Genomic DNA, 24,168 nt, shown 5'->3' on the forward strand with positions numbered 1-24,168 from the left:
CGCTCCGCCCCGCGTGCGGAGCGGTCAGGCCGAGGTGAGGCGGGCGTCCTGGCGGGCGGCGGCGTCGAGCAAGGTGTCGAGCAGGCCGGGGAACAGGCGGTCGAGGTCGTCGCGGCGCAGGCCGTTCATCTTGGCCGTGCCGCGGTAGATCTGCCGGATCACGCCCGCCTCGCGCAGCACCCGGAAGTGGTGTGTGGTGGTCGACTTGGTGACGGGCAGGTCGAAGTGCGAACAGGACAGTTCGCCGCCCTCGGCGGCGAGTTTCCGCACGACTTGCAGCCGCAGGGGCTCGGACAGCGCGTGCAGCACACCCTCCAGACGGATCTCCGCCCGCTCGGGATGCGGAAGGTCGCGGCTGCCGGCGGCGGGAACGGGGGCGGTGGCGATCACGTGCGGCTCCACTTCGTACGGGCTGCCCATCCTACGATGCACGTCGTAGTTTGACAGTTGCCGTACTACGAGCGTTACCGTACAAGCCTGCCCCCTGTCCCGTGACGAATGGAGTCCGCCGTGAGCGCGCTCTTCGAGCCCTTCACCCTGCGCGAAGTGACGATCCCCAACCGGGTCTGGATGCCTCCGATGTGCCAGTACTCGGCCGCGCCCGAGGGCCCGGCGACCGGCGTGCCGAACGACTGGCACTTCGCCCACTACGCGGCGCGCGCGGCCGGCGGCACGGGTCTGATCGTCGTGGAGGCCACCGCCGTCTCGCCCGAGGGCCGGATCTCCCCCTACGACCTCGGCATCTGGAACGACGCCCAGGTCGAGGCGTTCCGTCGGATCACAGGCTTCCTGCGCGACCAGGGCACCGTACCGGCGATCCAGCTCGCGCACAGCGGGCGCAAGGCGTCGACCGAGCGGCCGTGGAAGGGCGGGGCGCCGCTCGGGCCCGAGGCGCACGGCTGGCAGCCGGTCGCGCCCAGCCCGGTGCCCTTCGCCGAGGGGCATCCCGTCCCGGACGAGCTGAGCGTCGAGCAGATCCGGGAGATCGTCGGCCAGTTCGCCGCGGCCGCGCGCCGGGCGCTGACCGCCGGCTTCGAGATCGCCGAACTGCACGGCGCCCACGGCTATCTGATCCACGAGTTCCTTTCGCCGCACTCCAACCACCGCACCGACGCCTACGGCGGCTCGTACGAGAACCGGGTGCGCTTCGCGCTGGAGGTCGTCGACGCGGTGCGTGCGGTGTGGCCGGACGACAAGCCGCTGTTCTTCCGCGTCTCCGCGACCGACTGGCTGGAGGAGGACGGCTGGACGGCCGACGAGACGGTCCGCCTCGCCGCCGAGCTGCACGCCCACGGCATCGATCTGCTGGACGTCTCCACCGGCGGCAACGCCTCCGCCGCCCGCATCCCGGTCGGCCCCGGCTACCAGGTGCCGTTCGCGGCCCGGGTGAAGGCCGAGACGCCGATGCCGGTGGCCGCGGTCGGTCTGATCACCGAGGTGGAGCAGGCGGAGAAGATCGTCGCCAACGGCGAGGCGGACGCGGTGCTCCTCGGCCGCGAGCTGCTGCGCAGCCCGTCCTGGGCCCGGCAGGCGGCCCGCGAGCTGGCCGCCCCGGTGCATGTGCCGGACCAGTACCACCGCTCCGTCTGAGCGACGGTGCCGAGCGGGCCGCCGGGAACTGTCCCGGTGGCCCGTTCGCCGTCCGCGGGCCAGGCACGCCAAGGCGCGCGGTCAGGCGGCCCCGGCCGGCAGCAGGCGGCGCACCGTGTCCTCCAGGCGGGGCAGCGCCCGCTGGCCCGCGAGGGCCAGGGCGATGGCGGCGGCGACCCCGGCCCAGGCGGCCGGGCCCAGCGGGGTGCAGCCGAAGAGATGGCTGACGCCCGGCGTCTGCACCACGGCGACGAGGGCGGCGGCCGAGCCGACGGACGTGAGCCGCACCAGCGGACTGTCCCGGCGGTCCAGCAGGGTCTGGGCGAGCTGGGTGCCGACCACGCCGCACAGGGCCATGGTGCCGGAACGGCGGGCCGTGCCCGGGGTGAACCGCCCGATCAGCCAGGCGGTGAGCGCGCCGAGGCAGGTCGTCAGCGCCCGGTGGCGGATCTGCCGGACGAGCGGTGCCCCGAGCACCCCGCCGGCCGCGTCCTCGGGCGAGGCGGCCCGCGCCGCCCCGGCGTCGCCCTTCGGGGTCACCGCCACCGCCATCGCCGGGAACAGGTCGGTGAACAGGTTCACCATGAGCATCTGCCGGGTGGACAGGGGCGCACGGCCGGACACCAGCGTGCCGAGGATGCCGAAGCCGACCTCGCCCGCGTTGCCGCCGATCAGGATGGCGATGGCGTCGGCGACGCTGTGCCACAGGGCCCGGCCCTCGCCGATCGCGTGGATCAGGACGGTGAGGTCGTCGGCGGTGAGGACGATGTCGGCGGCGTTGCGCGCGGCGGCCGAGCCCCGGGCGTTGATGCCCACCCCGATGTCGGCGGCCCGGATCGCCGCCGCGTCGTTGGCGCCGTCGCCCACCATGCCCACGACCCGGCCGGCGTCCCGCAGCGCCTCCACCACCTGGAGCTTCTGTTCCGGCGCCACCCGGGCCACCACGCCCGCGTCGCGCAGCATCTTGGCGCGGGCGGAGCGGTCGGCGGCGGCCAGTTCGTCGCCGGTGACCACGACCGTGTCCTGCGGCCAGCCCAGCTCGGTGGCGATGGCGCGGGCGGTCTGCGGGTGGTCCCCGGTGAGCATGACCGGGCGTACGCCCTCTTCGTACAGGCCGCTCACCAGGGCGGTGGAGGTCTCGCGCGGCACGTCCGACAGCGCGAGCAGACCGGCGAACTCCAGGTCGCCCGGCGGCCGTTCCAGTACGTCCGTCTCCTGCTCGTCCTCGGCGAGGCGCCGCCGGGCGACCGCGAGCACCCGCAGCCCGTCGCCGGCCAGCGTCTGCGCCGCGCCGAAGGCGTGCGCGGGCAGCCCCGCGCAGGCGGGCAGGACCGTCTCCGGGGCGCCCTTGACGACGAGCGTACGCGGGCCGTCCCCGGTCCGGCCGACGGCCGCCGCGTAGCCGCGCCCGGCCTCGAAGTCGAGCCCTTCGAGCTGGTTCCAGTCCGGGTCGGGTCCGGCCGCGTCGAGGACCGCCTCGTCGGTGGCGTGCACCGGCCGTCCCGAGCCGCCGTTGCCGCGCGGGCAGGCACGGGCCGCCGCGCGCACCGTGGCGGCGCAGGCCGCGTCGCCCACCGGGTGGATCCCGCCGTCCGCGTCGCCGACGCGCACCAGCCGCAGGCGGTTCTCGGTGAGCGTGCCCGTCTTGTCGAAGCAGAGGGTGTCCATCCGGCCGAGCGCCTCAAGGGTGCGCGGGGTGCGCACCAGCACGCCGTACCGGCTGAGCCGGCGGGCCGCGGCGAGCTGCGCGACGGTGGCCACCAGGGGCAGCCCCTCGGGGACGGCGGCCACGGCGACGGCCACACCGCCGCTGACCGCTTCCCGCACCGGGGTGCCGCGCAGCAGCGCGAGGCCGGTCACCGCGGCTCCGCCGGTCAGCGTCAGCGGCAGCGCCTCGCGGGTGAGCTCCTGGAGCCGGGCCTGCACACCGGCCGCGGGCGGGGTGCGGGCGGCGAGGTGCACGGCGCGGGCGGCCTCGGTGCGCTCACCGGTGTCCACCACCACCGCGCGGGCCTGGCCCGCCACCACCGTCGTGCCCTCGAAGACCATGCAGAGCCGGTCGGAGACGACGGCGTGCGGAGTCGGCGCGAGCTGCTTCTGCACCGGCAGCGACTCGCCGGTCAGCGCGGACTCGTCGACCTCCAGGCCCTCTTCCCACAGCAGCCGGGCGTCGGCCGGCACCACGTCGTCCGCCATGAGTTCGATGACGTCGCCCGGCCGCAGCTTGCCCGCCTCGACGGTGCGGGTGCCGCCGGCCGGTGCCTCGTCGGGCGGCGGCGCGAGCCGTGCCTTGCGCTTCTGGTCGGCGAGCAGCCCCGACAGGGCCCGTTCGGCGCGCAGCCGCTGGACGCCGCCGACCAGGGCGTTCAGGTCGAGGGCGCCGACCACCAGCAGCGCGTCCATCACGGAGCCGAGGATGGCGGAGGCCGCCGAGCCGACCGCGAGGACGGGGGTGAGCGGGTCGCGCAGCTCGCCGCGTACGGCCCGGCCCAGTTCGAACGTCCAGCGGGCCGGGGCGAGCGCGGGATGCCGTACGGCGCCGCCCGCCGCGCCGCGCACCCCGCCGGCCGCCCGTGCCAGCGGGCCCGGTTCGGCCCGGTCCTCGTGCTCCAGCCGCTCCCTGGCCTCGTCCGAACCCAGCTCGTGCCAGTGCACGCGCGCGCGGGGACGCGGGGCGCGGGCGAGCGCCACGCCGAGGGCGGCCCGCGTCCCGGAGAACAGGGCGGCGGCGGCGCTCAGGTCGACCGGCGCGTGCCGCAGACCGGGCAGCACGGACAGCCGCCCCCTGCGGCGGCGCGACTCGCCGACGGCGACGAGGAGACCGGACAGCGCGGCGCCGGAGCGGGCCAGGGTCTGCGCCCGGTGGCCCACCGTGCGTGCGACGGGGACCGCGCTCAGCAGCCGCCAGACGTCGCACAGCCCGTGCAGGGCCAGCACGTCGGCGCCCCAGACGACGGCACCGCCCTGGTCGGTGAGGGCCACGGCGACATCGCTGCCGCCGAGACCGGCCAGGACGTCCTGGTCGTCGGCGGACGCGGCACGGGCGACCGTGATCACCACGCCCGCGTCCTCCTCGGCGCGCAGCCCGTACACCACGTCGTCCAGGGGCCGCCGGGCGTCCACCACCTGGTCCGCGAGCGGGGTGACGTCCTCCAGGGCCGGATCGTCCATGACGATCACCCGGAGTCCGGCGCGGCGGGCGGCGTCCAGCACGGGTTCGGCCCAGGCGTCGGCGTCGCCCCGCGCGGTGCGCAGCGCGCTCGGGTGCAGGACGACGGTGCCCGCCATCTCCAGCGTCCGCAGCCGCTCCGGGTCGCGGACCAGGACACCGGTCCTGGCCAGCGCCGTGCCGAGCACGGCGTGGAACGCGGCGGGGCCGTAGCGCGCGGCCTTGGGGGAACCGGCGAGGGCCGCCTCGGCGGCCTCGGCGCCGTCGTGCTTGACCAGCAGGGTCACGGCCGCGCCCACCAGGCTGCCCGCCGAGGCGTGCCGGGCGTACTCCTGGGCGGGCGACTCCCGCAGCGGCGGGCGGGACGCGGGGGCGAGGGCGGCGCCGGCCCGGCCGGGCGAGCACAGTTCGTCGTGCACCGTGTCGAAGGCGGCGGCGCGTGCCACGGTCTCGATGAGCTGGCAGGCGCGCAGCGCGCCGTCGAGCAGCAGCGCGGTGGGCGTCTGTCCGGCCCCGTGGACGGCGGCGTTCGCGCAGGCCAGCAGGAAGTCCGTGCGGGCGGGGCCCAGCCGGGCCCGCAGCCAGGCACGTGCCCAGGGGTTCTCCCGCAGCAGCGTCACCGCGGCGGTCGCCAGGCGGGGCGAGGGCGGCAGCCGCAGTACGGAGGCGGTGACGCCCGCCGCGACGCCGAGCGCGTCGGCGGCCAGTGTCGCGGCGGCGGCCCGTACGCCGGCGGGGTCGGCCGGGTGCGCCGGTTCCTCGGGGTCGCCGCCCTGGAGGACCAGTCCGTGCCGGGCGGCGAGATCGGCCGCCCGGTCCACGACCTGTTCGGCCGCCTCGTCCTCCGTCATGGTGACGACCAGCCGCGCCAGGCCCTGGTCCCAGTACGCGAAGAGCACGTCGGGTCGCTCGGCCAGGGCGGCGGCCACCCGGCGCGCCAGATGCTCCCTGCCGCCGGCCCGCCGCACCTGGTCGGGGTCGGCGGCGCGCAGCGCCAGATGGGCGCGTGCGCCGGAGCGCCAGTGGCCGCGTGCGCCGGGCAACGCGTTGCGGGCGACGCGCACGACCCGTGCCGCCGAATCCGCGCCGCGCACGCCCGCGCGCGCGGTTCCCGCCAGTGCTCCGGCGGCCGCCCCGATCGCCGGGGCGGCCGCCCGCGCGGACGCCTGGGCCAGCAGGGCGGGCGCCTTCGGCAGCAGCCGTACGGCGGCCGAGGGAGCCGTGAGCAGAGCGAGCATCGTGTGCCTTCGCGCCGTCAGAGGGTGGTGCGGCCGGGCCGCGCCGTCGGACCGAGCCGGCCGGCGGAGGCGGCCTTCCCCTTGGCCTGCTTGCCCGCGGCGGCTTCGGCGGGGGTGGCCTTCGTGGCTTTGGCGCTCTTGGCGGCTTTCACGGCCTTGACCGCCTTCGCCGCCTTGACCGCCTTCGCCGCCTTGACCGCCTTCGCCGTCTTGGCGGCCTTCGGCGTCTTGGCGGCCTTCGCGGACCGGGCGGCCGGGGACTCCGCCGTCGTGGTCCCGGAGGCCGTCGCCTTGCGGGCGGCGGTGGTCGCCCTGCGGGTGGCCGTGTTGCCCGCCGAGGACTTGCTCGCGGCGGGACGGGCGGCGCCCGCCCGGCCGGAGGCGGTGCGGCCCGTGGCGGCCGCGGCCTTCGGGGGCTCGGGCGCGGCGGTCTTCGCCGCGGGCGCTTCGGCGGCCGGCGTCCTGGCCGTGGTCGTCCCGGCCTTCACCGTCCTGGTGGCGGACGTCCCTCTCGCGGACTTCCCGGCCTTGGTCTCGGGCGCTTCGGTAGCCGCCTTCTTCGCGGCCGTCCTGGCAGCAGTCGTCCTGACCGCCGCCGCGCGGCCGGAGCCCACGTTGACGGCGGACGCGGCCGTGGCCGATGCCTTGGCGGTCGTGCTCTTCGCCAGCGAGGACCTGCTCGGGCCCCGGACCCCGGCGGCCTCCGGCTCCCCCGAGGACGACGGCGGCCGGTCGTCGGGGTGCCTGCGCGGTGTGCGGCGGGCCGTGGCGCGGGCGGCCCGCGTGCCGGCGGAGCCCGCTGCGGCACGCCGCGCGCCGGACGCGTGGTCCCCGGCGGTGCCGGGCTGTCCGGTGTGCTCCGGCCGGGGCCGGGTGAGCCAGGCGACCGCGGCGCCGGTGACCGCCACCGGCCACTCCACCACACCGGCGACGCCGAGCACTCCGGCTCCCGTGTAGACCGCGAACCGCCGTCCCTTCGGCGACACGGCGCCGATCCTGCGCAGCGTGCCCTGCGCGGCCCTGCCCAGGGTCCCGGCGCCGGGCACCTTGCCCAGCAGCGAGGTGGCGCCGTGCACGGGCAGCATGAGGACCGACGACTTCTGCTCAGCCATGACTCTCCTCGCCTGCGTGAGATCCCGTCCGTGCCCGCCGGGTGCCCACGACCGTGCCGGCCACCCGCCCTACTCAGGGAACTCCAGGGCCCGCGCAGGCGCCACCGGGACCGGGCCACAGGGGTCCTCAGGAAGCCGCAGGACCTTCAGGAGGACGGGCGGCGGAGAAGCCGGCGGCGAAGGAGAGGAGACGGTGCCGAAGGGAGGAGACGGTGCCGGAGGGAGGAGGCGGAGCAGGAGGGAGGAGGCGGAGCAGGGTCACCGCCCGGTGCCGCCCAGCACCTCCTCGGTCAGTTCCCGCTGCCGTCGCGTGTAGACGGCGCGCAGTTCCGGACCCGGCCAGTGCGCGGGCAGCAGCGCGGCGGGCAGGACGGGATCGTCCAGCAGATGCCGTACGACGGCCGCCAGGGCCGTGAAGCGGCCGGCCGGGCGGTCCGCTTCCGCCACATGGGCGAGCAGCGCGCGGGCGGTGGCCGCCCAGGCGTCGAGCGGCCACAGGCCGGCGGCCAGGCCGCGGGCGTCCTCCTCGGGCCGGGCGGTGAAGCGCCGGACCACGCCGTCGAGGTCGCCGGACCAGGGGCGGCGCAGGTTGGCGGGCCGCAGCCATACGCCCTCGCGCAGTTCGGCGAGGCGGAGGGCGGTCAGCCGGGCGCGGAGTTCGGCGCGTTCGGCCGGTCCGCGGCCGGTCGCGGTCACGACGGCCGTCTCCCATGTGCCGTCCCAGGAACGGGTCAGCGGATGCACGGCCGCGTCCTGGCGCCGCTGGCGTTCCAGCAGCCGGTCGCTGAGACGGTGCACGCCGTCCGCGCGCCGCAGATCACCGGCCGCCACCATCCGGCTGAGCGCGGCGCGCAGGGTCGATCCGCCGACACCGAAGGGCTCGACGGCCCGCACGAGGTCCTTCACCGGCAGCTCGGGCGGGTGGGTGCCCAGCAGGAGGCTCAGGACGACGGACCGCGCGGAGAGCGGACGCAGGTCGAGCGGGGCGGGCCCCTGGGAGGCGTTCATGGTCACGTACTGTACGGACCACTCATGTTGCACTATTGCTGCGGCTGAACGAATAGTGCAACACTGCGCTATGGCCTCGACACTCGCACACGCAGCGAACACCCGGACGACACCTCCGACACCGCCGGCATCCCCGACAGCTCCGACAGCTCCGACAGCTCCGACAGCTCCGACAGCTCCGACGCCCCCGGCTTCCGGCCCGTACGCGACCCACGACGTGACGAACCAGCCCCCTCCCCTGGCCCCCTACGACGCGTCGGACGACGTGGCGCTGCTGGAGGGGCTGCACCGGGAGGGCGCCGGATGGGCCGAGGAGGACGTACGGCGGCTCGGGGCGCGGGCCGGAAGCGTCCAGGCGCAGGAGTGGGCCGAGCTCGCCAACCGCCACGAGCCGGAGCTGCGCACCCACGACCGCTACGGGAACCGGGTCGACGAGGTCGACTTCCACCCGGCCTGGCACCACCTGATCGGGACCGCGGTCGCCGAGGGCCTGGCGGGCGCGCCCTGGGCGGACGACCGGCCCGGCGCCCATGTGGCGCGCACGGCGGGCGGGCTGGTGTGGGGGCACACCGACGCCGGACACGGCTGTCCGACGTCGATGACGTACGCCGCCTTACCCGCCCTGCGGGCCCAGCCCGAACTGGCCGCGGTCTACGAACCGCTGCTGACCGGCCGGGTCTACGAGCCGGGCCTGCGGGCGCCGGCCGACAAGGCGGGTCTGCTGGCCGGGATGGGCATGACCGAGAAGCAGGGCGGCTCGGACGTGCGCACGAACACGACGACGGCCGTGCCGACCGCCGAGCCCGGCGTGTACACGCTGCGCGGGCACAAGTGGTTCACCTCGGCTCCCATGTGCGACCTCTTCCTGGTGCTCGCGCAGGCGCCGGGCGGTCTGACCTGTTTCCTGGTGCCGCGCGTCCTGCCGGACGGCACCCGCAACGCCTTCCGGATCCAGCGGCTCAAGGACAAGCTGGGCAACCGGTCCAACGCGTCGTGCGAACCGGAGTTCGACGGGACGGTGGCCTGGGTGGTCGGCCCCGAGGGGCGGGGTGTCCGGACGATCATCGAGATGGTCAACTGCACCCGTCTGGACTGCGTGATGATGTCGGCGGCCCTGATGCGCAAGACCCTCGTGGAGGCCGGTCACCACACCCGGCACCGCAGGGCCTTCGGCGCGCTGCTCGCCGATCAGCCGCTGATGCGCAATGTGCTGGCCGACCTGGCGCTGGAGTCGGAGGCCGCGACGACGCTCACGCTGCGGCTCGCGGGCGCCGCGGACCGGGCGGTGCGGGGCGGCCCGCGGGCTCCGGAGGAGGCCGCGTTCCGGCGCATCGCCACCGCCGTCGGCAAGTACTGGGTCACCAAGCGGGGCCCGGCCTTCACCGCGGAGGCCCTGGAGTGCCTGGGCGGCAACGGCTACGTCGAGGAGTCCGGCATGCCCCGGCACTACCGGGAGGCGCCGCTGCTGTCGATCTGGGAGGGCTCCGGGAACGTCAACGCGCTCGACGTGCTGCGGGCCCTGGAGCGCGAACCCGGCGCCGCCGAGGCGCTGTTCGCCGAGCTCGCCCTCGCCCGTGGCGCCGACGCCCGGCTGGACGCGGCCGTGACCCGGCTGCGGCAGGGGCTCGGCGAGGCGTCCCCGGTGGGCGCGCGCCGACTGGTGGAGCTGATGGCGCTGACCCTCCAGGCGTCCCTGCTGGTCCGGCACGCCCCGGCCGCGGTCGCCGACGCGTTCTGCGCCACGCGGCTGGGCGGGGACTGGGGCCACTCCTTCGGCACCCTGCCGGACACCGCCGACCTCGACGCGGTCCTGGGACGGGCACTGCCGGACTTCGGGTGAGCCGCTGATCGCGCGTGCCGCGACCGCCGCGCGGCTCCGGCACCGCCGCGGCGCGCGCTTCCGCCCCGCTCCCCCGCCACGCCCCCGTTCCCCCGCCACATCGCCCTGCCTCGTCACACCGGCCCGTGGCGGACCAGGCCGGTGTGACCTGCGGTGACGTCGCCGCGGAGGTGACTGTCAGTGGTGGGGTGCAGACTGGCCGGTGCCTGGGACGAAGGCGTTTTGGGCCGATGTGTCACGGAGGTGGCCGGCATGACCGAGGTACTGCTCGCGGTGGGCACCCGCAAGGGCCTGTTCATCGGGCGACGGCGGGGTGGCTCCTGGGAGTTCGACGACCGCCCCCACTTCAACGCGCAGGCGGTGTACGCGGTCGCCGTGGACACCAGGGGCGCGGCCCCGCGGCTGCTGGCCGCCGGGGACAGCGCGCACTGGGGGCCGTCCGTCTTCCACTCCGACGACCTGGGCCGCAACTGGACCGAGCCGGACCGGCCCGCGGTGCGGTTCCCGCGGGACACCGGCGCGTCGCTGGAGCGGGTGTGGCAACTGCACCCGGCCGCCGCGGAACCGGACGTGGTGTACGCGGGCACGGAACCGGCCGCGCTGTACCGCTCCGAGGACCGCGGCGAGAGCTTCGCGCTGGTCCGGCCGCTGTGGGAGCATCCCACCCGCTCCCGCTGGGTGCCCGGCGGTGGCGGTGAGGGCCTGCACACCGTGGTCACGGACCGGCGCGACCCGAAGGCCGTCACGGTCGCCGTCTCCACCGCCGGGGTGTTCCGCACGGCCGACGGCGGAGCGAGCTGGGCGCCGGCCAACTCCGGGGTGTCCGCCGTGTTCCTGCCGGATCCCGATCCCGAGTTCGGCCAGTGCGTCCACAAGGTCGCCCAGGACCCGGTCGACCCGGACCGGCTCTACCTCCAGAACCACTGGGGCGTGTACCGCAGCGACGACGGCGGCGGGCGCTGGACGGACATCGGCGAGGGCCTGCCCTCCACCTTCGGCTTCGCGGCGGCCGCGCACCCGCACCGCGGCGGCACGGCGTATGTGTTCCCGATCAACGCGGACGCGGACCGGGTGCCCGCCGGACACCGCTGCCGGGTGTTCCGCACGGCGGACGCCGGGCGGAGCTGGGAGCCGCTCTCGGCCGGGCTGCCGCAGCAGGACCACTACGGGACCGTGCTGCGCGACGCGCTGTGCACCGACGACGCCGACCCGGCGGGCGTGTACTTCGGCAACCGCAACGGCGAGGTGTACGCGTCGGCCGACGACGGCGACAGCTGGGAGCAACTGGCCTCGCACCTGCCGGACGTGCTGTGTGTCCGCGCGGCGGTGATCGGCTGAGGCGCGGGGCGAGGCGAGGCGAGGCGAGCGGGGGTGTGCGGTGCGGGCCGTGTCCAAAGGTGAGGGGCTCCTCTCCCCCGATGCTGCTGACGTGCCGGAGGCAGCTGGCTACCCTGCGGCCATGCGCCTTTGGGTGACACCCCGTCAACGCCTCCGTCTGGACACCCTGATCGCGCTCGCGCTGCTGGGGGTCACCCTCGGGTTCGCCCTCGGGTACCGGCCGGCGGGCTGGCCGCCCTTCGACGCCCGCGCGATCGCCCTGACCTCGGCCGTCCATCTGCCGCTCGCGGTGCGCCGGGTCGCTCCGTGGCCGGTGCTGTGCGCCACCTGCGCCGGTCTCGTGCTGTACACGGCGCTCGGCTACCAGCCGTCGGTCAACGTGTGGTCGCCGATGCTGGCGTTCTTCACGATCGCCTCGGCTCAGCCGACGCGCCGTACCGCGTCGGCGGCGGTACCGGTCGTCGCGGTCTGGACCTACAACGCGCTGGCCTCCCACGCGATGTCGCCCCTGGTGGCCGTGGGGCAGACGCTGGTGGTGCTGCTGCTCGCCTGGGGCTTCGGCATGAACCTGCGCCGGCTGGAGAAGCAGAACACCGAGCTGGACCGGCTGACCGCGCGGCTGCGCGCCGAGGAGGGGGCCCGCGCCCGGCACGCGGTGACGGAGGAGCGGCTGCGCATCGCCCGCGAGCTGCACGACGTGGTCGCCCACCATCTGTCGGTCGTCTCGGTGCAGAGCGGTCTGGCCCGGTACGTCTTCGACACGGACGCCGCCAGGGCACGCGCCGCGCTGTGCGTCATCGAGGACACCGCGCGAGAGACGCTGGAGGAGATGCGCGGCCTGCTCCAAGTGCTGCGGGTCGGTCCGGACGGCACCGAGGCCGTGTCCGGGCCGCCCACCGGAGACGACGCGGGCCTCGCCCGGCTGGGCGAGCTGACCGCCCGGACGGTCGCGGCGGGCCTCGTCGTGGAGACCGAGGTCTCCGGCACTCCCCGGCCGCTCGCCCCGGGAGCCGACCTGTGCGCCTACCGCATCGTCCAGGAGGCCCTCACCAACACACTCAAGCACGCCGGTGCGCACGCCCGGGTCCGCATATCGCTGGCCTACGAGGCCCAGTTGCTGTCCGTCACGGTGTCCGACGACGGAGGAGACCGGACGCAGGACCCACCGGCCGCGACCGGGGACGACGGCCCGGTTCCGGCCCCGGTCCCGGTCGGTGCCGCCGGGCACGGCGCGGCGGGAGCGGCCGTCAGAGGGGCCGGTGGGCGCAAAGGACCGGTGGGACGCGCCGCGCGAACCGGCCGGCGCACCCCGGAATCCGCCCGCTCCGCAGGAAGTACCGCGGTAGGCGGGGTGGCGGAGGCCGCGGTCCGGGGGGCCGGGCACGGGTTGGTCGGCATGTACGAGCGGGTGCGGCTCTATGGCGGGAGCTTCCGCGCCGGACCCGGTCCCGGTCCCGGTCCCGCGGGGGGTGCGGAGGGTTTCGAGGTGGCGTTCACCTTGCCGGTTCCGTACCGCCCGGAGCGGGACGACGGCCCGGACACGGTGCCCTCCGCAAGGGCCGCCGGGCCGGAACGCGTCGAACAGGTCGAACAGGTGGGGGGAAGCGGCGATGACCGCGCCTGTGCCCGTCGCCGCTGACGTGACGGCCTGTCCTCGGCGACCGGGTGCGGCGGCCACGGACGAGTGCAGCGGGGCTCGGACGCGTACGGGACCTTGTCAGGAGCGCCCCGGTCCGGGGCGGGCCGCGCCCGGTGCCGACGCCAGTGCCCGGGGTGCCCCGGTGGACGGCGGGCCGCCCCGGACCGGGACGGCCCCCTTGGGCTCAGGGCAGTCGCCAGTCCACCGGCTGCGCGCCCTGCTGCGCGAGCAGGTCGTTGGCCCTGCTGAACGGACGCGAGCCGAAGAACCCCCGGTCCGCCGACATCGGCGAGGGATGGGCGGACTCGATCGCCGGCAGGTCCCCGAGCAGCGGTCGCAGATTGCGCGCGTCGCGGCCCCACAGGATCGACACCAGCGGCTTGCCCCGGGCCGCCAGTGCCCGGATGGCCTGCTCGGTGACCTCTTCCCAGCCCTTGCCCCGGTGCGCGGCGGGCTTGCGCGGCGCGGTCGTCAGCGCCCGGTTGAGCAGCAGCACGCCCTGCCGGGTCCACGGCGTGAGGTCCCCGTTGGACGGCCTGGGCAGGCCCAGGTCGGTGTGCAGCTCCCGGAAGATGTTCTCCAGGCTGCCCGGCAGCGAGCGCACCTCGGGCGAGACCGCGAAGCTCAGCCCGATGGCCATGCCCGGTGTGGGATAGGGGTCCTGGCCGACGATCAGGACGCGGACGTCGTCGAACGGCTGCTGGAAGGCCCGCAGGACGTTCGCTCCGGCGGGCAGATAGGTCCGGCCGGCCGCTATCTCCGCCCGGAGGAAGTTCCCCATGGAGGCGATGCGTTCGGCCACGGGGTCGAGGGCCTTCGCCCAGCCCGCTTCGACGAGTTCATGCAACGGTCGTGGTGCCACGGCGCGTCACTCTACTGGCACGCGCCGGTGCCCCGCACCGGGACCTCCCGCGGTGCGCCTGCGGTGCGCGGCCTGCGGCGCTACCCTTCCGTCTCGTCCGTCCCGTCGACATCCGGCGGGGTCCGCGTACGCCCGTCGAGGCCGTGCGGGCCCCCGGTGGAGGAGGCACGCCCGATGCGCCCAGTGGTCAGGCCGCGCTGCCCGGTCCGTCCCGTCCGGAGGCGGCGGTGACGGCCCGGAAGGACACGGGCGCGGCCGGCTTCCTCGCCGTGGACTCCGGCGGCTCCGGTCTCCGGGTCACCGTGGGGGTGCCCGGCCGCGGACCGCTTGCGCAGCGCGAGTCCCGGGAACCCGTGCGCACCGGCACCGGGGGGATCGATCCCGGGCATCTGCTGGCGCAGCTCGCACCGCTCGCGCGGGACCTGGCCGCGGAGGCCGGGCTCGGGCAGCTGGAGACGGCCGTCGTGGGGGCGGCCGGGTTCGCCACACTGGGCGACGCGCTGCGCGCCGAACTGCCCGGCGCGTTCGCCCGGGAGTTCGGGGCGCGCAGGGTCGCGCTCGCGGCCGACGCGGTCACCGCGTACGTCGGTGCCCTGGGGGCGCGGCCGGGCGCCGTCGTCGCCGCCGGTACCGGTCTGATCGCGGTCGGGACCGATCTGAGCGGCTGGCGCCGAGCCGACGGCTGGGGCCATCTGCTGGGCGACTGCGGCAGCGGGGCGTGGATCGGCCGGGCCGGCCTTGAGGCCGCGCTGCGCGCCCACGACGGACGGGACGGCGGCTCGGCCGCCCTGCGCGCCCGCGCCGAGGAGAGGTTCGGCCCGCTGTCCCGATTGCCCGGCATGCTCTATCCGCGCACCGACCGCGCCGCCGTCCTGGCCTCCTTCGCTCCCGAGGTGGCCGCCTGCGCCCCGGACGATCCGGTCGCGGCCGGGGTGCTGCGGGCGGCGGCACGGCACATGGCCGAGTCGGCCGCCGCGGTCTGCCCGGCCTCGGGTGCCCCGTCGATCGCGCTCACCGGCGGCCTGTTCAAGATGGGCGAGCCTCTTCTCGGGCCGCTGGGCGAGGAGTTGGCCGCACGGCTGCCGCACGCGCGGCGCGTGGCCGCGGACGGGGATCCGCTGCACGGAGCGGTGCGGATCGCGGCCGATCTGGCCGGGGGCGCGCTGACCCTCCCGGCGGACGGGACGATGTTGTACGTCCCTCGGGAATGCCTCTGAAACCGGGACCCGGTCGCCCCCAACCAGTACATGTCCGTCCTGTTCCGGACAAGTGCCCCTACGTCCTGGGCGAGTTGTCGTGTGCCGTCCGATTGCACACATCGATCAATTCCGATCGGCTTGTCACTCAAGCGACAAAACCGGACGGAAACCGCTCACCCGCCCCCTCCCCGAACAGGGGGAGCCCGAAAGCCAGTAACATGCGGCGCCATGAGCTCCCCCACTGGGCCCGCCGGCCTGCCTGTACGAATGCCGCGCCCCCGCCAGCCCGGACGGCACCGCCGACCCGAACCGCTGGCGGCTCCCGAGGGCGCGCCCGCGCTCGTCCTCGCGGTGCCGGGCACGCCCGGTGCCGCCACGCGCAGCCTCGCCGAGGAGGTCGTGAGCATCGCCCGCTCCGAGCTTCCCGGTCTGGACGCCCTGATCGGGTTTCTCGACGGGGACGACGCGGAGTTCCCGACGGTCCAGTCCGTGCTCGCGCGCGCGGCCGACGAGCGGACGGCCCGCTACGAGCAGGCGCTCGCCGCCGGTGGGGAGGCCGCCGAGCCCGACGGTCCGGTCGCGGTCGTGGTGCCGCTGCTCGCCGGTCCGGACAATGCCCTGCTGCGCCGGCTGCGCCAGGCCGTCATGGAGAGCCGGGTCGCCGCCGAGCTGACCGACGTGCTCGGCCCGCACCCGCTGCTCGCCGAGGCCCTGCACGTGCGCCTGTCGGAAGCGGGTCTGGCCCGCGCCGACCGCGCCCGGCTGTTCACCGTGGCGACGGCCGCCGACGGCATCATCCTCGCGTCGGTCGGCGGCGAGGAGGCCGTGCAGGCGGCCGGGATCACCGGCATGCTGCTCGCGGCACGGCTCGCCGTGCCGGTGATGGCCGCCGCCCTCGACCAGGAGGGTTCGATCGCGGGCGTCGCCGAGCAGCTGCGTTCCTCCGGTTCCCAGCAGCTCGCGCTGGCGCCGTACCTGGTCGGCCCGGAGATCGACGCCGAGCTGGTCGAGGCCGCTGCCAAGGAGGCCGACTGCCCGGCCGCCGAGGCGCTCGGCGCGTACCCGGCGATCGGCAAGCTGGCCCTGGCCAAGTACACGACGGCACTGGGCATCGCCCCGCAGCAGGCGCAGGGCGCCCCGGTCCGCTGACGTGCGCGCCGGCGCGCGCCGGTCGTACGCCGCGCCTGCCGCGCACGGTGCGTGCGCCTGCCGCGGGGGGTGCCGTACGGCTGCCGCACAACTGCCGCGAAGGGCCCGCCCCCGGATGTCCGGGAGCGGGCCCTTCGTCGTGTCGCCGCGGGCCCGGGGCGGTGCCGCGGGTGAGTGGTGCGGTCAGCCGAGGACCACGCAGGACGCGGCCGCGACCTTGATGGCACCGGCCCGTTCGGGGCGGCCGGTGAGCGGGTCCACGGCGAACCAGGTGACATCCCCGGAGCGCTCGTTGGCGACGTACAGACAACCGTCGGACCAGGTGAGGGCTCGGGGCCAGTGGCCGCCGCACGGGACGGTGCCGACCGGTTCGAGCCGCGCGCCGTCCGCCTCGACGGCGAACACCGACAGGACGTCCTCGCCGCGTGTGGCGGTCCACACGAACCGGCCGTCGGGGGAGACCACGATGCCCGACGGGTAGGCGTCGCCCGCGGGGGCGGCGGGCAGCACCGGGGTCTCCGCCAGCGGCTTGAGCGAGCCCGTCTCCGCGTCCCACCGGCAGGCGGTGACGGTCGGGGTCAGCTCGTTGACGACGTAGGCGTGCCGGCCGTCCGGGTGGAAGGCCAGGTGGCGGGGGCCGGAGCCGGGGCGGAGCGCGATCTCGCGGTGCAGGGCGAGGCCGCCGTCCGCCAGGGTGCACACCCGCACCGAGTCCGTGCCGAGGTCGACGCTGACGGCCCACCGGCCGCTCGGGTCGGGCTGCACCTGGTGGGCGTGCGGGCCGCGCTGGCGGCGCTCGTGCGGCCCGGAGCCGGTGTGCGCCAGCACGTCGGACACGCTCGGGGCGAGGCTCCCGTCCGCGCGCACCGGTACGGCGCTGACGCTGCCCGAGTCGTAGTTGGCCGTCAGGACGTGCCCGTCGGCCAGGCTGAGGTGGGTGGGGCCGCTGCCGCCGACGCGGACCGGCGGGCCGAGGAGTTCGACCGTCTCGCCCTTCACCCGGTACGCGGCCACCGCGCCCTCGGTGGTCTCGCTGACCGCGTAGAGCGTGCCGCCGTCCGCCGACAGCGCGAGGTAGGAGGGGTCCAGCACGCCGTCCACGCTGCTCAGCGGGGTGAGCGCGCCGCCTTCGGTGACGGCGGCCGTGACCACGCCGGGGCCTCCCGCCGCCGTGAACGACCCGATGAACGCCCGCTGCCGCCTGCCGCCCTCGTCTGCCACCGCTGTCCCCTCTCCGTCGACCCGTTTCGGGGTGACGGTAGCAGCCGATCAAGAACGGTCTAGACCATGGTGGCGGCGAGTGTTCCGGTGGCGCCGCGCCCCTCCGGACGCACGCCGGGCGGGACGGCCGTGCGCCTGGGGCGCGAGGGGCCACGGCGCAGGCGCGGGAGTGTACGTCGGCGCGGAGCGCCCGTCCCCGGGGCGGTTCGCGCGTCAGGCGCCGACCAGCGGCGAGCCGGACGGCGCGCGCAGCGGGGCGGCCAGTTCGGCGAGGGCCCGCTCCAGGCCGTGCAGGTGGGCGAGCGCGGGCGCCTCAGCGGCGGGGTGGGCGGTGCCGGCGGCGGTGAGGGACGTACCGCCGCCGTCGGTGAGCCCCTCGACGGCGGCCTCCACCCGCCAGCAGGCGGCAGCCAGCCGCGCGTCGTGCGAGGCCACGGGATCGGCGGCAACCGCGACCAGGCCGCGGACCTCGCGGGCGCAGTCGTCCAGCAGGGCGAGCACCTGGCGGGCGCGGCGCTTGCGGCCGAGCATCGGGTTCAGCGGGTGCACGAGCGGGGCGACGGAGAGCCGTACCCGGCCCAGCAGGTGTTCCAGTTCGGCCACCCGGGGCGCCGGGTCGGCGTCGGTGGCACCCGCGAGCCGGGCGGCGGCCTCGGCGGTGCAGGTGTGCACGCAGCGCAGGGCGCGCTGGATCCAGGCGCCGGTGACGGCGTGGGTGCTGACCGGCAGCACGAACAGCACGGCGAGCCAGGCACCGAGCGCGCCGACCGCCGTCTCCCCCAGCCGCAGGGAGAGCAGCCCTGGGGTGAGGACGCCGAGCAGGCCGTAGAGCGAGGTGGCGAGGAGGGTGACCCAGAGCATCATCCAGGTGTAGGACACGGCGGCGGTGTAGAAGATGCCGAAGACGCTGACGGCGACGAGCGCGGCGGTGGGCAGCGCGGCTCCGTGCAGCGGGGCGACGAGGAAGGCGCACAGGCCGATGCCGAGCACCGTGCCGAGGACCCGGCGGAAGCCGCGGACCAGCGTCTCGCCGCGTGAGGCGGTGTTCACGAACACCCACCAGGTGGCGCCGACCGCCCAGTACCAGCGCTGCCCGGACACCAGCTGGCCGACGACAAGCGCGAACCCGGCGCCGGCGGTCGCCTGGACCGCCTGCCGGGTGGTCACCCGGGCGAGGCCGGTGCCGTCCGGGGGCAGCGGCGGGGCGACCGGGGAGCTGCGGCGCTCGTAGCACCACAGCCCGAAGCGCACCCCGGCGGCGGTGAGCACGGACAGCACGAAGGGCGGTGGACAGCTCGGGCAGCTGCCCGGTCGTGGCGTGCAGGAACTGGGCCACGAAGAAGGTCATGAACGCGAAGACACCCAGGCTGTGGCCGCGCGGCCCCCAGCGGCGCGCGTAGACACCGGCGCCGACCAGGGCCAGGAAGGTGAGGTCCCGGGCCACCGGGAGGCCGTGCAGCGCCGCGGCGGCGGCCAGGACGGGGACGCCGACGACGGGCAGCAGCACGGTGGTGACCGCCTGGCCGCGGACCGTGGGGTCGGTGACGGTGAACAGGACGAGCAGCGCGGCGAGCCCGCCGGTCACGGCGCCGTGCAGGGAGTGTCCGGCCAGCCCGCACACGGCGGTCGCCAGGCCGATCCCGAGGACGGCACGGGACGCGAACCGCAGCCGCGCCCGCCCGGGATCCGGAGCCGCGAACACCCTCTTGAGCACTGATGACCGCCCCCTCGGCAGACGTGTGGACCCGGCACGGCACGACGGGCGTGCCGGGACCGGCATGAAAAAGGCGCCGCGGGGATCCGCAGCGCCATCGACCCGTCCATGAGAGCATCCTCGGGGGCTCTGGCTCAAGTGGCTCCGGAATGACTGGGCCATTGGCACAGCGGGGGCTCGGACAACAGCCCTGGCGACAGGCCAATGGACGGGCGTGCCTGGCTCACCGGCCGGGGGCGGGAGTGGGCCATTGGTACAGTCGGGTCGAACGACGCCTTCCCAGGGAGACCGGCGCCGCCATGGCCGTGGACGAACTCGACACCCGCATCCTGCGGCTGCTCCTGGAGCAGCCGCGCACCAGCGTGCGCGAGTACGCGCGCGTCCTCGGCATCGCCCGGGGCACGCTCCAGGCCCGGCTGGACCGCCTGGAGCGCGACGGTGTGATCACCGGGACGGGTCCGTCCCTCTCCCCCGCCGCGCTCGGCCACCCGGTGCTGGCGTTCGTGCACATCGAGGTCACCCAGGGGCACCTGGACGACGTGGGGGACGCGCTGGCCGGGGTGCCGGAGATCGTGGAGGCGTTCTCCATCACCGGCGGCGGCGATCTGCTCACCCGGGTCGTGGCGCGCGACAACGCCCACCTGGAGGACGTGATCCAGAAGCTGATCAGCCTGCCGGGCGTGGTCCGCACCCGTACCGAGGTGGCCCTGCGCGAACGCGTCCCGCACCGGCTGCTGCCGCTGGTGGAGTCGATCGGGCGTGCGTCCGGGAAGTGAACCGGGCAGCACCTGCCTGCGGCCCCGGATCCGGACCTGGTCCCGGCCCCGGACCTGGGCCCGGATCTGTCCCTGGCTCTGGGCCGGATGTGGATCTGGCCCTGGACTTCGGGAGGCTAGGAACTGCGGCGCGGCCGGCCCCGCTTGGCGCCCCTGGCTCCGCCCTGGGCGCCCTTGGCGCCGCGCGCCCCGCCGGTGCGGCCAAAGCCGCCTCGGCTCTGGGCCGTCCTGCCGGTGCCGCCCGCGCCCGCACCCTTGCCCGCCGACCTGCCCGGGGCCTTGCCCGAGCCCTTGCCAGGAGCGGCCTTGCGGCCGGTCCCCGTGTCCTGCCCGCGCCCGGTCCCGGCCTGCGCCTCGGGCCGGCTGCGGCCGCGGGTGCTGTTGGCCGTCCGGCCGCGCACGATCCCGATGAAGTCGTCGACCAGGTCGGTGGTCGCCTCCTCGGGCCACACCAGCGCGACACCCGACTGCGGGGCGTCGGCGACGGTCCGGTAGGTCAGGTCCCTGCGGTGGTGCAGCCGGGCCAGCGACTGCGGCACGATCAGGACTCCCACACCGGCCGCGACCAGTTCCACGGCGTCCTCGGTGGTCGCGGGGCGCTCGAAGGCGGGCTCGCCGGGGGGCCGCTCCCAGCCGAGGACGTCGTCCTGGGGGTGCAGGACGACCTCGTCGGCCAGGTCGGCGAGGGACACCTCGTCCGCCGCCGTCACCAGGTGGTCCTTGGGGACGACGACCACGGTGGTCTCGGTGTAGAGGGGGATCGCGCTGAAGACCGTACGGTCGACGGGCAGGCGTACGACGCCCGCGTCCGCGCGGCCCTCGCCGAGCACCGCGGACGCGTCGGCGGCCGGTACCTGGACGAGGGCGAGGGGGACGTCGGGCAGGCGCTCGTTCCAGATCCGCACCCACTTGGCGGGCGTCACCCCGGGGACGTACGCGAGCCGGAACGTGGGGGATGTCTCCGAGCCTGTCACCCGGCCAGGTTACCCGTCCGGGTCACCCGGCGTGGTCGGGACCCGGCCCCGCCGGTGGATAGTCTGGACACCATGAAGTCGCACCAGAGCACCCAGACGATGAAGCCCGCCACCGCGGCGAAGAAGCTGGGTGTGTACCTGCCCGCCACGCCCGCCGAGTTCCAGGAGGGCGTCGTCTCGCGCGCCGAGCTGGACCAGCTCCAGGCCGATCCGCCCGAGTGGCTGCGCGAGCTGCGGCGCGACGGCCCGCACCCCCGTCCGGTGGTCGCGGCCAGGCTGGGTGTCTCCATCGCGGGCCTGGCGCGCGGCGGGGTCACCGAGGCGCTCACCACCGAGCAGATCGAGGCCCTGAGGCAGGAGGGGCCCGAGTGGCTGGAGAAGGAGCGCGCCACCCAGGCCGAGGTCCGCAAGGAGGCGGCGCGGCTGAAGAAGCGGAACGCCGAGCGGGCCGGGGAGGGTGACTCCCCGGACGCCTGACGCGGGGGCGGCCCGGCCGCCTCGGTACGTCGCACAGGTGGTTCGTCCCACGCTTCCGCGCGCTCCCGTGCGCCCCCCGTGCACAGCGGAGGGCGGTCGGCGCACGCGTTGAACTGGGCAGGACATGGTTCGAGCGCCAAGCCCTGAAAGACCGCCCCATTTTTGTGTGCCGACTGAGGCAGGTGGTATTCGATGAGCGGTGCGTCAACCGGTGCCGTATCCACGACCGACCTATCCGACCGGTCCTGGACCGTGGGTACTGCGCCGGGCATATTCCCTTTCTTGAGCCACGGTATCGCCTTGTTCCGCCGTCCGCTGGATTTTCTCAACTCTCTGCCGCGGCGCGGGGACATCGTCCGGATCCGGCTGGGCCCGGTGCCCGCCTGGATCGTGTGCCATCCGGAGCTGGTCCACCGGATGCTCGTGGACACCCGGACGTTCGACAAGGGCGGCTCCCAGTACGACCGGCTCCGGACCCTGATGGGGGACGGCCTGGTCACCAGCCGCCAGCAGACCCACCGCAGACAGCGGCGGCTGCTGCAACCGCGGTTCCACGCCACGCGCGTGGCCGCGTACACGGACCTGATGGGCGCCGAGGCCGCGGCGCTGTGCGACACCTGGCGGCCGGGACAGCGCGTCGACGTGAGCGCGGCGACGATGGCCCTCACGACCCGCGTCACCAGCCGGGTCCTGCTCTCGGACACGCTCGACGAGGCCGCGGCCGCCGAGCTGAGGGAGTGTCTGTCCACCGTGGTGCGCGGGCTGTTCGTCCGTACGGTGGTGCCGCTGGACGCGCCCTTCCGGGTGCCCCTGCCCGCCAACCGCCGCTACCGGGACGCTCTCGAACGCCTGCACGGCCTGATCGACGCGGCCGTCGCACGGCGGCGCGCCCAGGCACCGCGGGACGATCTGCTGGGCACCCTGCTGGCCGCCGAGCGCGGGCAGGACGGGCCCGCGATCACCGGGCAGGAGGTGCACGACCATCTCATCACCCTGCTGCTCACCGGGGTGGAGACCACCGCTCTCCTCCTGGCCTCCCTCTTCAGCCTGCTGGCCCGGCATCCGGAGGCCGAACGCCGGGTGCACGAGGAGGTCGACACGGTACTGGGCGGGCGCGCGCCGACCGCCGCCGAACTGCCGCTGCTGGTGCGCACCGGCAACGTCGTGACCGAGACGCTGCGGCACTCCCCGCCCGGCTGGCTGTTCACCCGGGTCACCACCGAGGAGACCGAGCTGGGCGGCTGCCGGATCCCCCGGGGCGCCACCGTCCTCTACAGCCCGTATCTGCTGCACCACGATCCCGCGTCGTTCCCCGAGCCGGAGCGGTTCCTGCCGGACCGCTGGCTGCCGGGGCGGACGGCGGCCGTGCCGCACGGCGCGATGCTGCCCTTCGCCGCGGGCAACCGCAAGTGCGTCGGCGACGCGCTCGCGGTGGCGGAGGCCACGGTGGCGGTCGCGACGATCGCCGGCCGGCTGCGGCTGCGCCATCCGCCGGGACCGGTGGCGCCCCTGCGCCCGGCCGTGACGCTGGGCCCCCGGTCGCTGGTGATGACCTGCGAACCGCGGCCGGTCCGCGCGGGCCCGTCCCGGCCGGGCGCGCCGCAGCCGGGCGCGGGCCGGACCTGCCCGGCGGCGCCCGGACCGGCGCCGCTCCGACCGGCCTCCGCCGAACCGCCGCCGCTCGCACCGGCCTCCGCCGGACCGACGTCCCCCGAACCGGCACCGCCCGGACCGAGCGGGACCCCTCCGCGCTCGGTCCGCCAGCAGGACCACTCCGACCCGAAGGGCAGGTGACCGAGGTGGCGACGCGGCAAGAGGAACGCGTACCACGACAGGCAGTCCCGGCAGCCGAGGCGCTCTCCGACCCGGCTGCCTCGCTCAACGATCTGATCGACGCCCGCCTCCACATGCCCTATGCCTTCCGCAGCAACCCCCATGAGGCGGAGGCGGTGGCGGCCACGGACGACTGGCTGGACGACCGCGGTCTGACCGCCGATCCGGACGTCGCGGACATGATCGTCCGGACCCGGCCGGCCCAGCTCGCCTCGTACACCACCCCGGACGTCGACGCGGACATCCTGCGGCTCGTCGCCCTCCAGATCGCCTACCAGTTCGTCTTCGACGACCGGGCGGAGGAGGTCGGTGAGCAGGGACCGGACCGGCTGCTGCCCATGCTGTGCGAGAGCATCGCGGTCCTGCGCGAGGGCCGGCCGCCGACGACGCCTCTCGGGGCGGCGCTCACCGACCTCCACCGGCAGGTCCGGCGGCGCTGCACCCCCGCCCAGGCGGCACGCTGGGCCTGGTACGGCCAGGAGTACGTGCACGGGCTGATGTACGAGGCGGTGGCCCAGCACGGGTCCGCCGCGCCGCGTCTCGGGGTGTGCACGTCGATACGGTCGCTGACGGCGGGGGTGCAGCCGTTCTACCCCCTGTGCGAGGCCGCGCAGACCGGCGAACTGGCCCCGCGCGAACTCCACCACCCGCTGATGCGGCGGCTGACGGCGCTGTCCTCCGACGCCGCGGTGTGGATACCGGACCTCTACTCCGCGGTGAAGGAGCAGCGCACCGGCGGACTGATCAACCTGGCCCTCGGCTATCAGCGGGCCCACGACTGCTCGCTGCCGGAGGCGGTGACGTCGGCCATCGGCCGGATCAACGGCACCATCCATGAGTTCGAACGGCTCCGCGCGGAACTGGCCCCTGAGCTCAGCCCCGCCGGTGCCGGCTATGTGGACGGCATGACCGGCTGGATCCGCGGCTGCTACCACTGGTCCCGGACGGTGCCGCGGTACGCGGACTCCGCCCAGGCGCCCACCCGGTAGCGGACATCCGAGGCGCGTTACCCACCTGGAAGGGGCGTCA

Annotated in this window: 17 protein-coding genes and 1 pseudogene; 10 read left to right on the top strand and 8 right to left on the bottom strand. The window is 75.7% G+C overall.

What is annotated here, in order from left to right; all coding sequences use genetic code 11:
* Window positions 1-24: 24 nt before the first annotated feature.
* Complete coding sequence (locus tag R4Z62_RS03755; protein WP_491519112.1) at window positions 25-420, bottom strand: ArsR/SmtB family transcription factor; 396 nt, start codon at window positions 418-420, stop codon at window positions 25-27.
* Window positions 421-510: 90 nt separating this feature from the next.
* Between R4Z62_RS03755 and R4Z62_RS03760 the strand changes: the two genes are divergently transcribed.
* On the top strand, window positions 511-1,590 hold the full coding sequence (locus R4Z62_RS03760) for an NADH:flavin oxidoreductase/NADH oxidase (protein WP_491519113.1): 1,080 nt from the start codon (window positions 511-513) through the stop codon (window positions 1,588-1,590).
* Between the two features lie 81 nt (window positions 1,591-1,671).
* Here R4Z62_RS03760 and R4Z62_RS03765 read toward each other — a convergent pair whose 3' ends face one another.
* The 3 genes from R4Z62_RS03765 to R4Z62_RS03775 all read right to left on the bottom strand — a co-directional run bounded on the left by R4Z62_RS03765 (window position 1,672) and on the right by R4Z62_RS03775 (window position 8,117).
* Window positions 1,672-5,997, bottom strand: coding sequence for a cation-translocating P-type ATPase (locus tag R4Z62_RS03765; protein ID WP_491519114.1), 4,326 nt, complete (start codon window positions 5,995-5,997; stop codon window positions 1,672-1,674).
* A gap of 17 nt (window positions 5,998-6,014) precedes the next feature.
* Window positions 6,015-7,109, bottom strand: coding sequence for a hypothetical protein (locus tag R4Z62_RS03770; RefSeq protein ID WP_491519115.1), 1,095 nt, complete (start codon window positions 7,107-7,109; stop codon window positions 6,015-6,017).
* Window positions 7,110-7,367: 258 nt separating this feature from the next.
* Entirely contained in the window at window positions 7,368-8,117 is a 750-nt protein-coding gene (locus R4Z62_RS03775; RefSeq protein WP_491519116.1) for a PaaX family transcriptional regulator C-terminal domain-containing protein, read from the bottom strand.
* A gap of 70 nt (window positions 8,118-8,187) precedes the next feature.
* Between R4Z62_RS03775 and R4Z62_RS03780 the strand changes: the two genes are divergently transcribed.
* The 3 genes from R4Z62_RS03780 (at window position 8,188) to R4Z62_RS03790 (ending at window position 12,934) form a co-directional block, all read left to right on the top strand.
* A complete protein-coding gene (locus tag R4Z62_RS03780; RefSeq protein ID WP_491519117.1) occupies window positions 8,188-9,957 on the top strand; it encodes an acyl-CoA dehydrogenase family protein in 1,770 nt (589 codons plus the stop codon).
* A gap of 180 nt (window positions 9,958-10,137) precedes the next feature.
* Window positions 10,138-11,295, top strand: coding sequence for a WD40/YVTN/BNR-like repeat-containing protein (locus R4Z62_RS03785; RefSeq protein ID WP_491519118.1), 1,158 nt, complete (start codon window positions 10,138-10,140; stop codon window positions 11,293-11,295).
* 121 nt (window positions 11,296-11,416) lie between these two features.
* A complete protein-coding gene (locus R4Z62_RS03790) occupies window positions 11,417-12,934 on the top strand; it encodes a sensor histidine kinase (protein WP_491519119.1) in 1,518 nt (505 codons plus the stop codon).
* A gap of 184 nt (window positions 12,935-13,118) precedes the next feature.
* Here the strand turns inward: R4Z62_RS03790 and R4Z62_RS03795 are convergent, their stop codons facing one another.
* Window positions 13,119-13,796 (bottom strand): uracil-DNA glycosylase, encoded by a 678-nt coding sequence (locus tag R4Z62_RS03795; RefSeq protein WP_064531397.1) that lies wholly within the window; start codon window positions 13,794-13,796, stop codon window positions 13,119-13,121.
* Between the two features lie 227 nt (window positions 13,797-14,023).
* Between R4Z62_RS03795 and R4Z62_RS03800 the strand changes: the two genes are divergently transcribed.
* Both R4Z62_RS03800 and R4Z62_RS03805 read left to right on the top strand, forming a co-directional pair.
* A complete protein-coding gene (locus R4Z62_RS03800) occupies window positions 14,024-15,013 on the top strand; it encodes an N-acetylglucosamine kinase (protein WP_491519120.1) in 990 nt (329 codons plus the stop codon).
* Between the two features lie 210 nt (window positions 15,014-15,223).
* The gene (locus tag R4Z62_RS03805; protein ID WP_107440579.1) at window positions 15,224-16,144 is read left to right on the top strand and encodes a sirohydrochlorin chelatase; all 921 of its coding nucleotides are present in this window, start codon (window positions 15,224-15,226) and stop codon (window positions 16,142-16,144) included.
* A gap of 183 nt (window positions 16,145-16,327) precedes the next feature.
* Here R4Z62_RS03805 and R4Z62_RS03810 read toward each other — a convergent pair whose 3' ends face one another.
* Both R4Z62_RS03810 and R4Z62_RS03815 read right to left on the bottom strand, forming a co-directional pair.
* Window positions 16,328-17,365 carry a lactonase family protein gene (locus R4Z62_RS03810; protein WP_355475834.1) on the bottom strand — a complete coding sequence of 346 codons (1,038 nt, stop codon included), beginning with the start codon at window positions 17,363-17,365 and terminating at the stop codon, window positions 16,328-16,330.
* A gap of 213 nt (window positions 17,366-17,578) precedes the next feature.
* Window positions 17,579-19,079: pseudogene (locus tag R4Z62_RS03815) on the bottom strand (FUSC family protein).
* Window positions 19,080-19,378: 299 nt separating this feature from the next.
* Between R4Z62_RS03815 and R4Z62_RS03820 the strand changes: the two are divergent.
* Entirely contained in the window at window positions 19,379-19,855 is a 477-nt protein-coding gene (locus tag R4Z62_RS03820) for an Lrp/AsnC family transcriptional regulator (RefSeq protein ID WP_064531402.1), read from the top strand.
* 116 nt (window positions 19,856-19,971) lie between these two features.
* On the opposite strand, the gene R4Z62_RS03825 is transcribed toward R4Z62_RS03820, so the two are convergent.
* Complete coding sequence (locus R4Z62_RS03825; protein WP_491519121.1) at window positions 19,972-20,829, bottom strand: LysR family substrate-binding domain-containing protein; 858 nt, start codon at window positions 20,827-20,829, stop codon at window positions 19,972-19,974.
* Window positions 20,830-20,901: 72 nt separating this feature from the next.
* Here R4Z62_RS03825 and R4Z62_RS03830 point away from each other — a divergent pair, with 72 nt between their 5' ends.
* The 3 genes from R4Z62_RS03830 (at window position 20,902) to R4Z62_RS03840 (ending at window position 24,128) form a co-directional block, all read left to right on the top strand.
* Window positions 20,902-21,306, top strand: coding sequence for a DUF5997 family protein (locus tag R4Z62_RS03830; RefSeq protein ID WP_398338306.1), 405 nt, complete (start codon window positions 20,902-20,904; stop codon window positions 21,304-21,306).
* A gap of 282 nt (window positions 21,307-21,588) precedes the next feature.
* Complete coding sequence (locus tag R4Z62_RS03835) at window positions 21,589-23,100, top strand: cytochrome P450 (RefSeq protein WP_491519122.1); 1,512 nt, start codon at window positions 21,589-21,591, stop codon at window positions 23,098-23,100.
* Window positions 23,101-23,105: 5 nt separating this feature from the next.
* Entirely contained in the window at window positions 23,106-24,128 is a 1,023-nt protein-coding gene (locus R4Z62_RS03840; RefSeq protein WP_491519123.1) for a (-)-alpha-amorphene synthase, read from the top strand.
* Window positions 24,129-24,168: the final 40 nt, after the last annotated feature.

It is taken from the genome of Streptomyces sp. PL-25 (assembly GCF_058344915.1).

What these genes read in the sequence shown, in the direction of transcription:
- R4Z62_RS03755 (WP_491519112.1), bottom strand. Translation starts at nt 420, where the DNA reads ATGGGCAGCCCGTACGAAGTGGAGCCGCACGTGATCGCCACCGCCCCC.
- R4Z62_RS03765 (WP_491519114.1), bottom strand. Translation starts at nt 5,997, where the DNA reads ATGCTCGCTCTGCTCACGGCTCCCTCGGCCGCCGTACGGCTGCTGCCG.
- R4Z62_RS03770 (WP_491519115.1), bottom strand. Translation starts at nt 7,109, where the DNA reads ATGGCTGAGCAGAAGTCGTCGGTCCTCATGCTGCCCGTGCACGGCGCC.
- R4Z62_RS03775 (WP_491519116.1), bottom strand. Translation starts at nt 8,117, where the DNA reads ATGAACGCCTCCCAGGGGCCCGCCCCGCTCGACCTGCGTCCGCTCTCC.
- R4Z62_RS03780 (WP_491519117.1), top strand. Translation starts at nt 8,188, where the DNA reads ATGGCCTCGACACTCGCACACGCAGCGAACACCCGGACGACACCTCCG.
- R4Z62_RS03790 (WP_491519119.1), top strand. Translation starts at nt 11,417, where the DNA reads ATGCGCCTTTGGGTGACACCCCGTCAACGCCTCCGTCTGGACACCCTG.
- R4Z62_RS03805 (WP_107440579.1), top strand. Translation starts at nt 15,224, where the DNA reads ATGAGCTCCCCCACTGGGCCCGCCGGCCTGCCTGTACGAATGCCGCGC.
- R4Z62_RS03820 (WP_064531402.1), top strand. Translation starts at nt 19,379, where the DNA reads ATGGCCGTGGACGAACTCGACACCCGCATCCTGCGGCTGCTCCTGGAG.
- R4Z62_RS03830 (WP_398338306.1), top strand. Translation starts at nt 20,902, where the DNA reads ATGAAGTCGCACCAGAGCACCCAGACGATGAAGCCCGCCACCGCGGCG.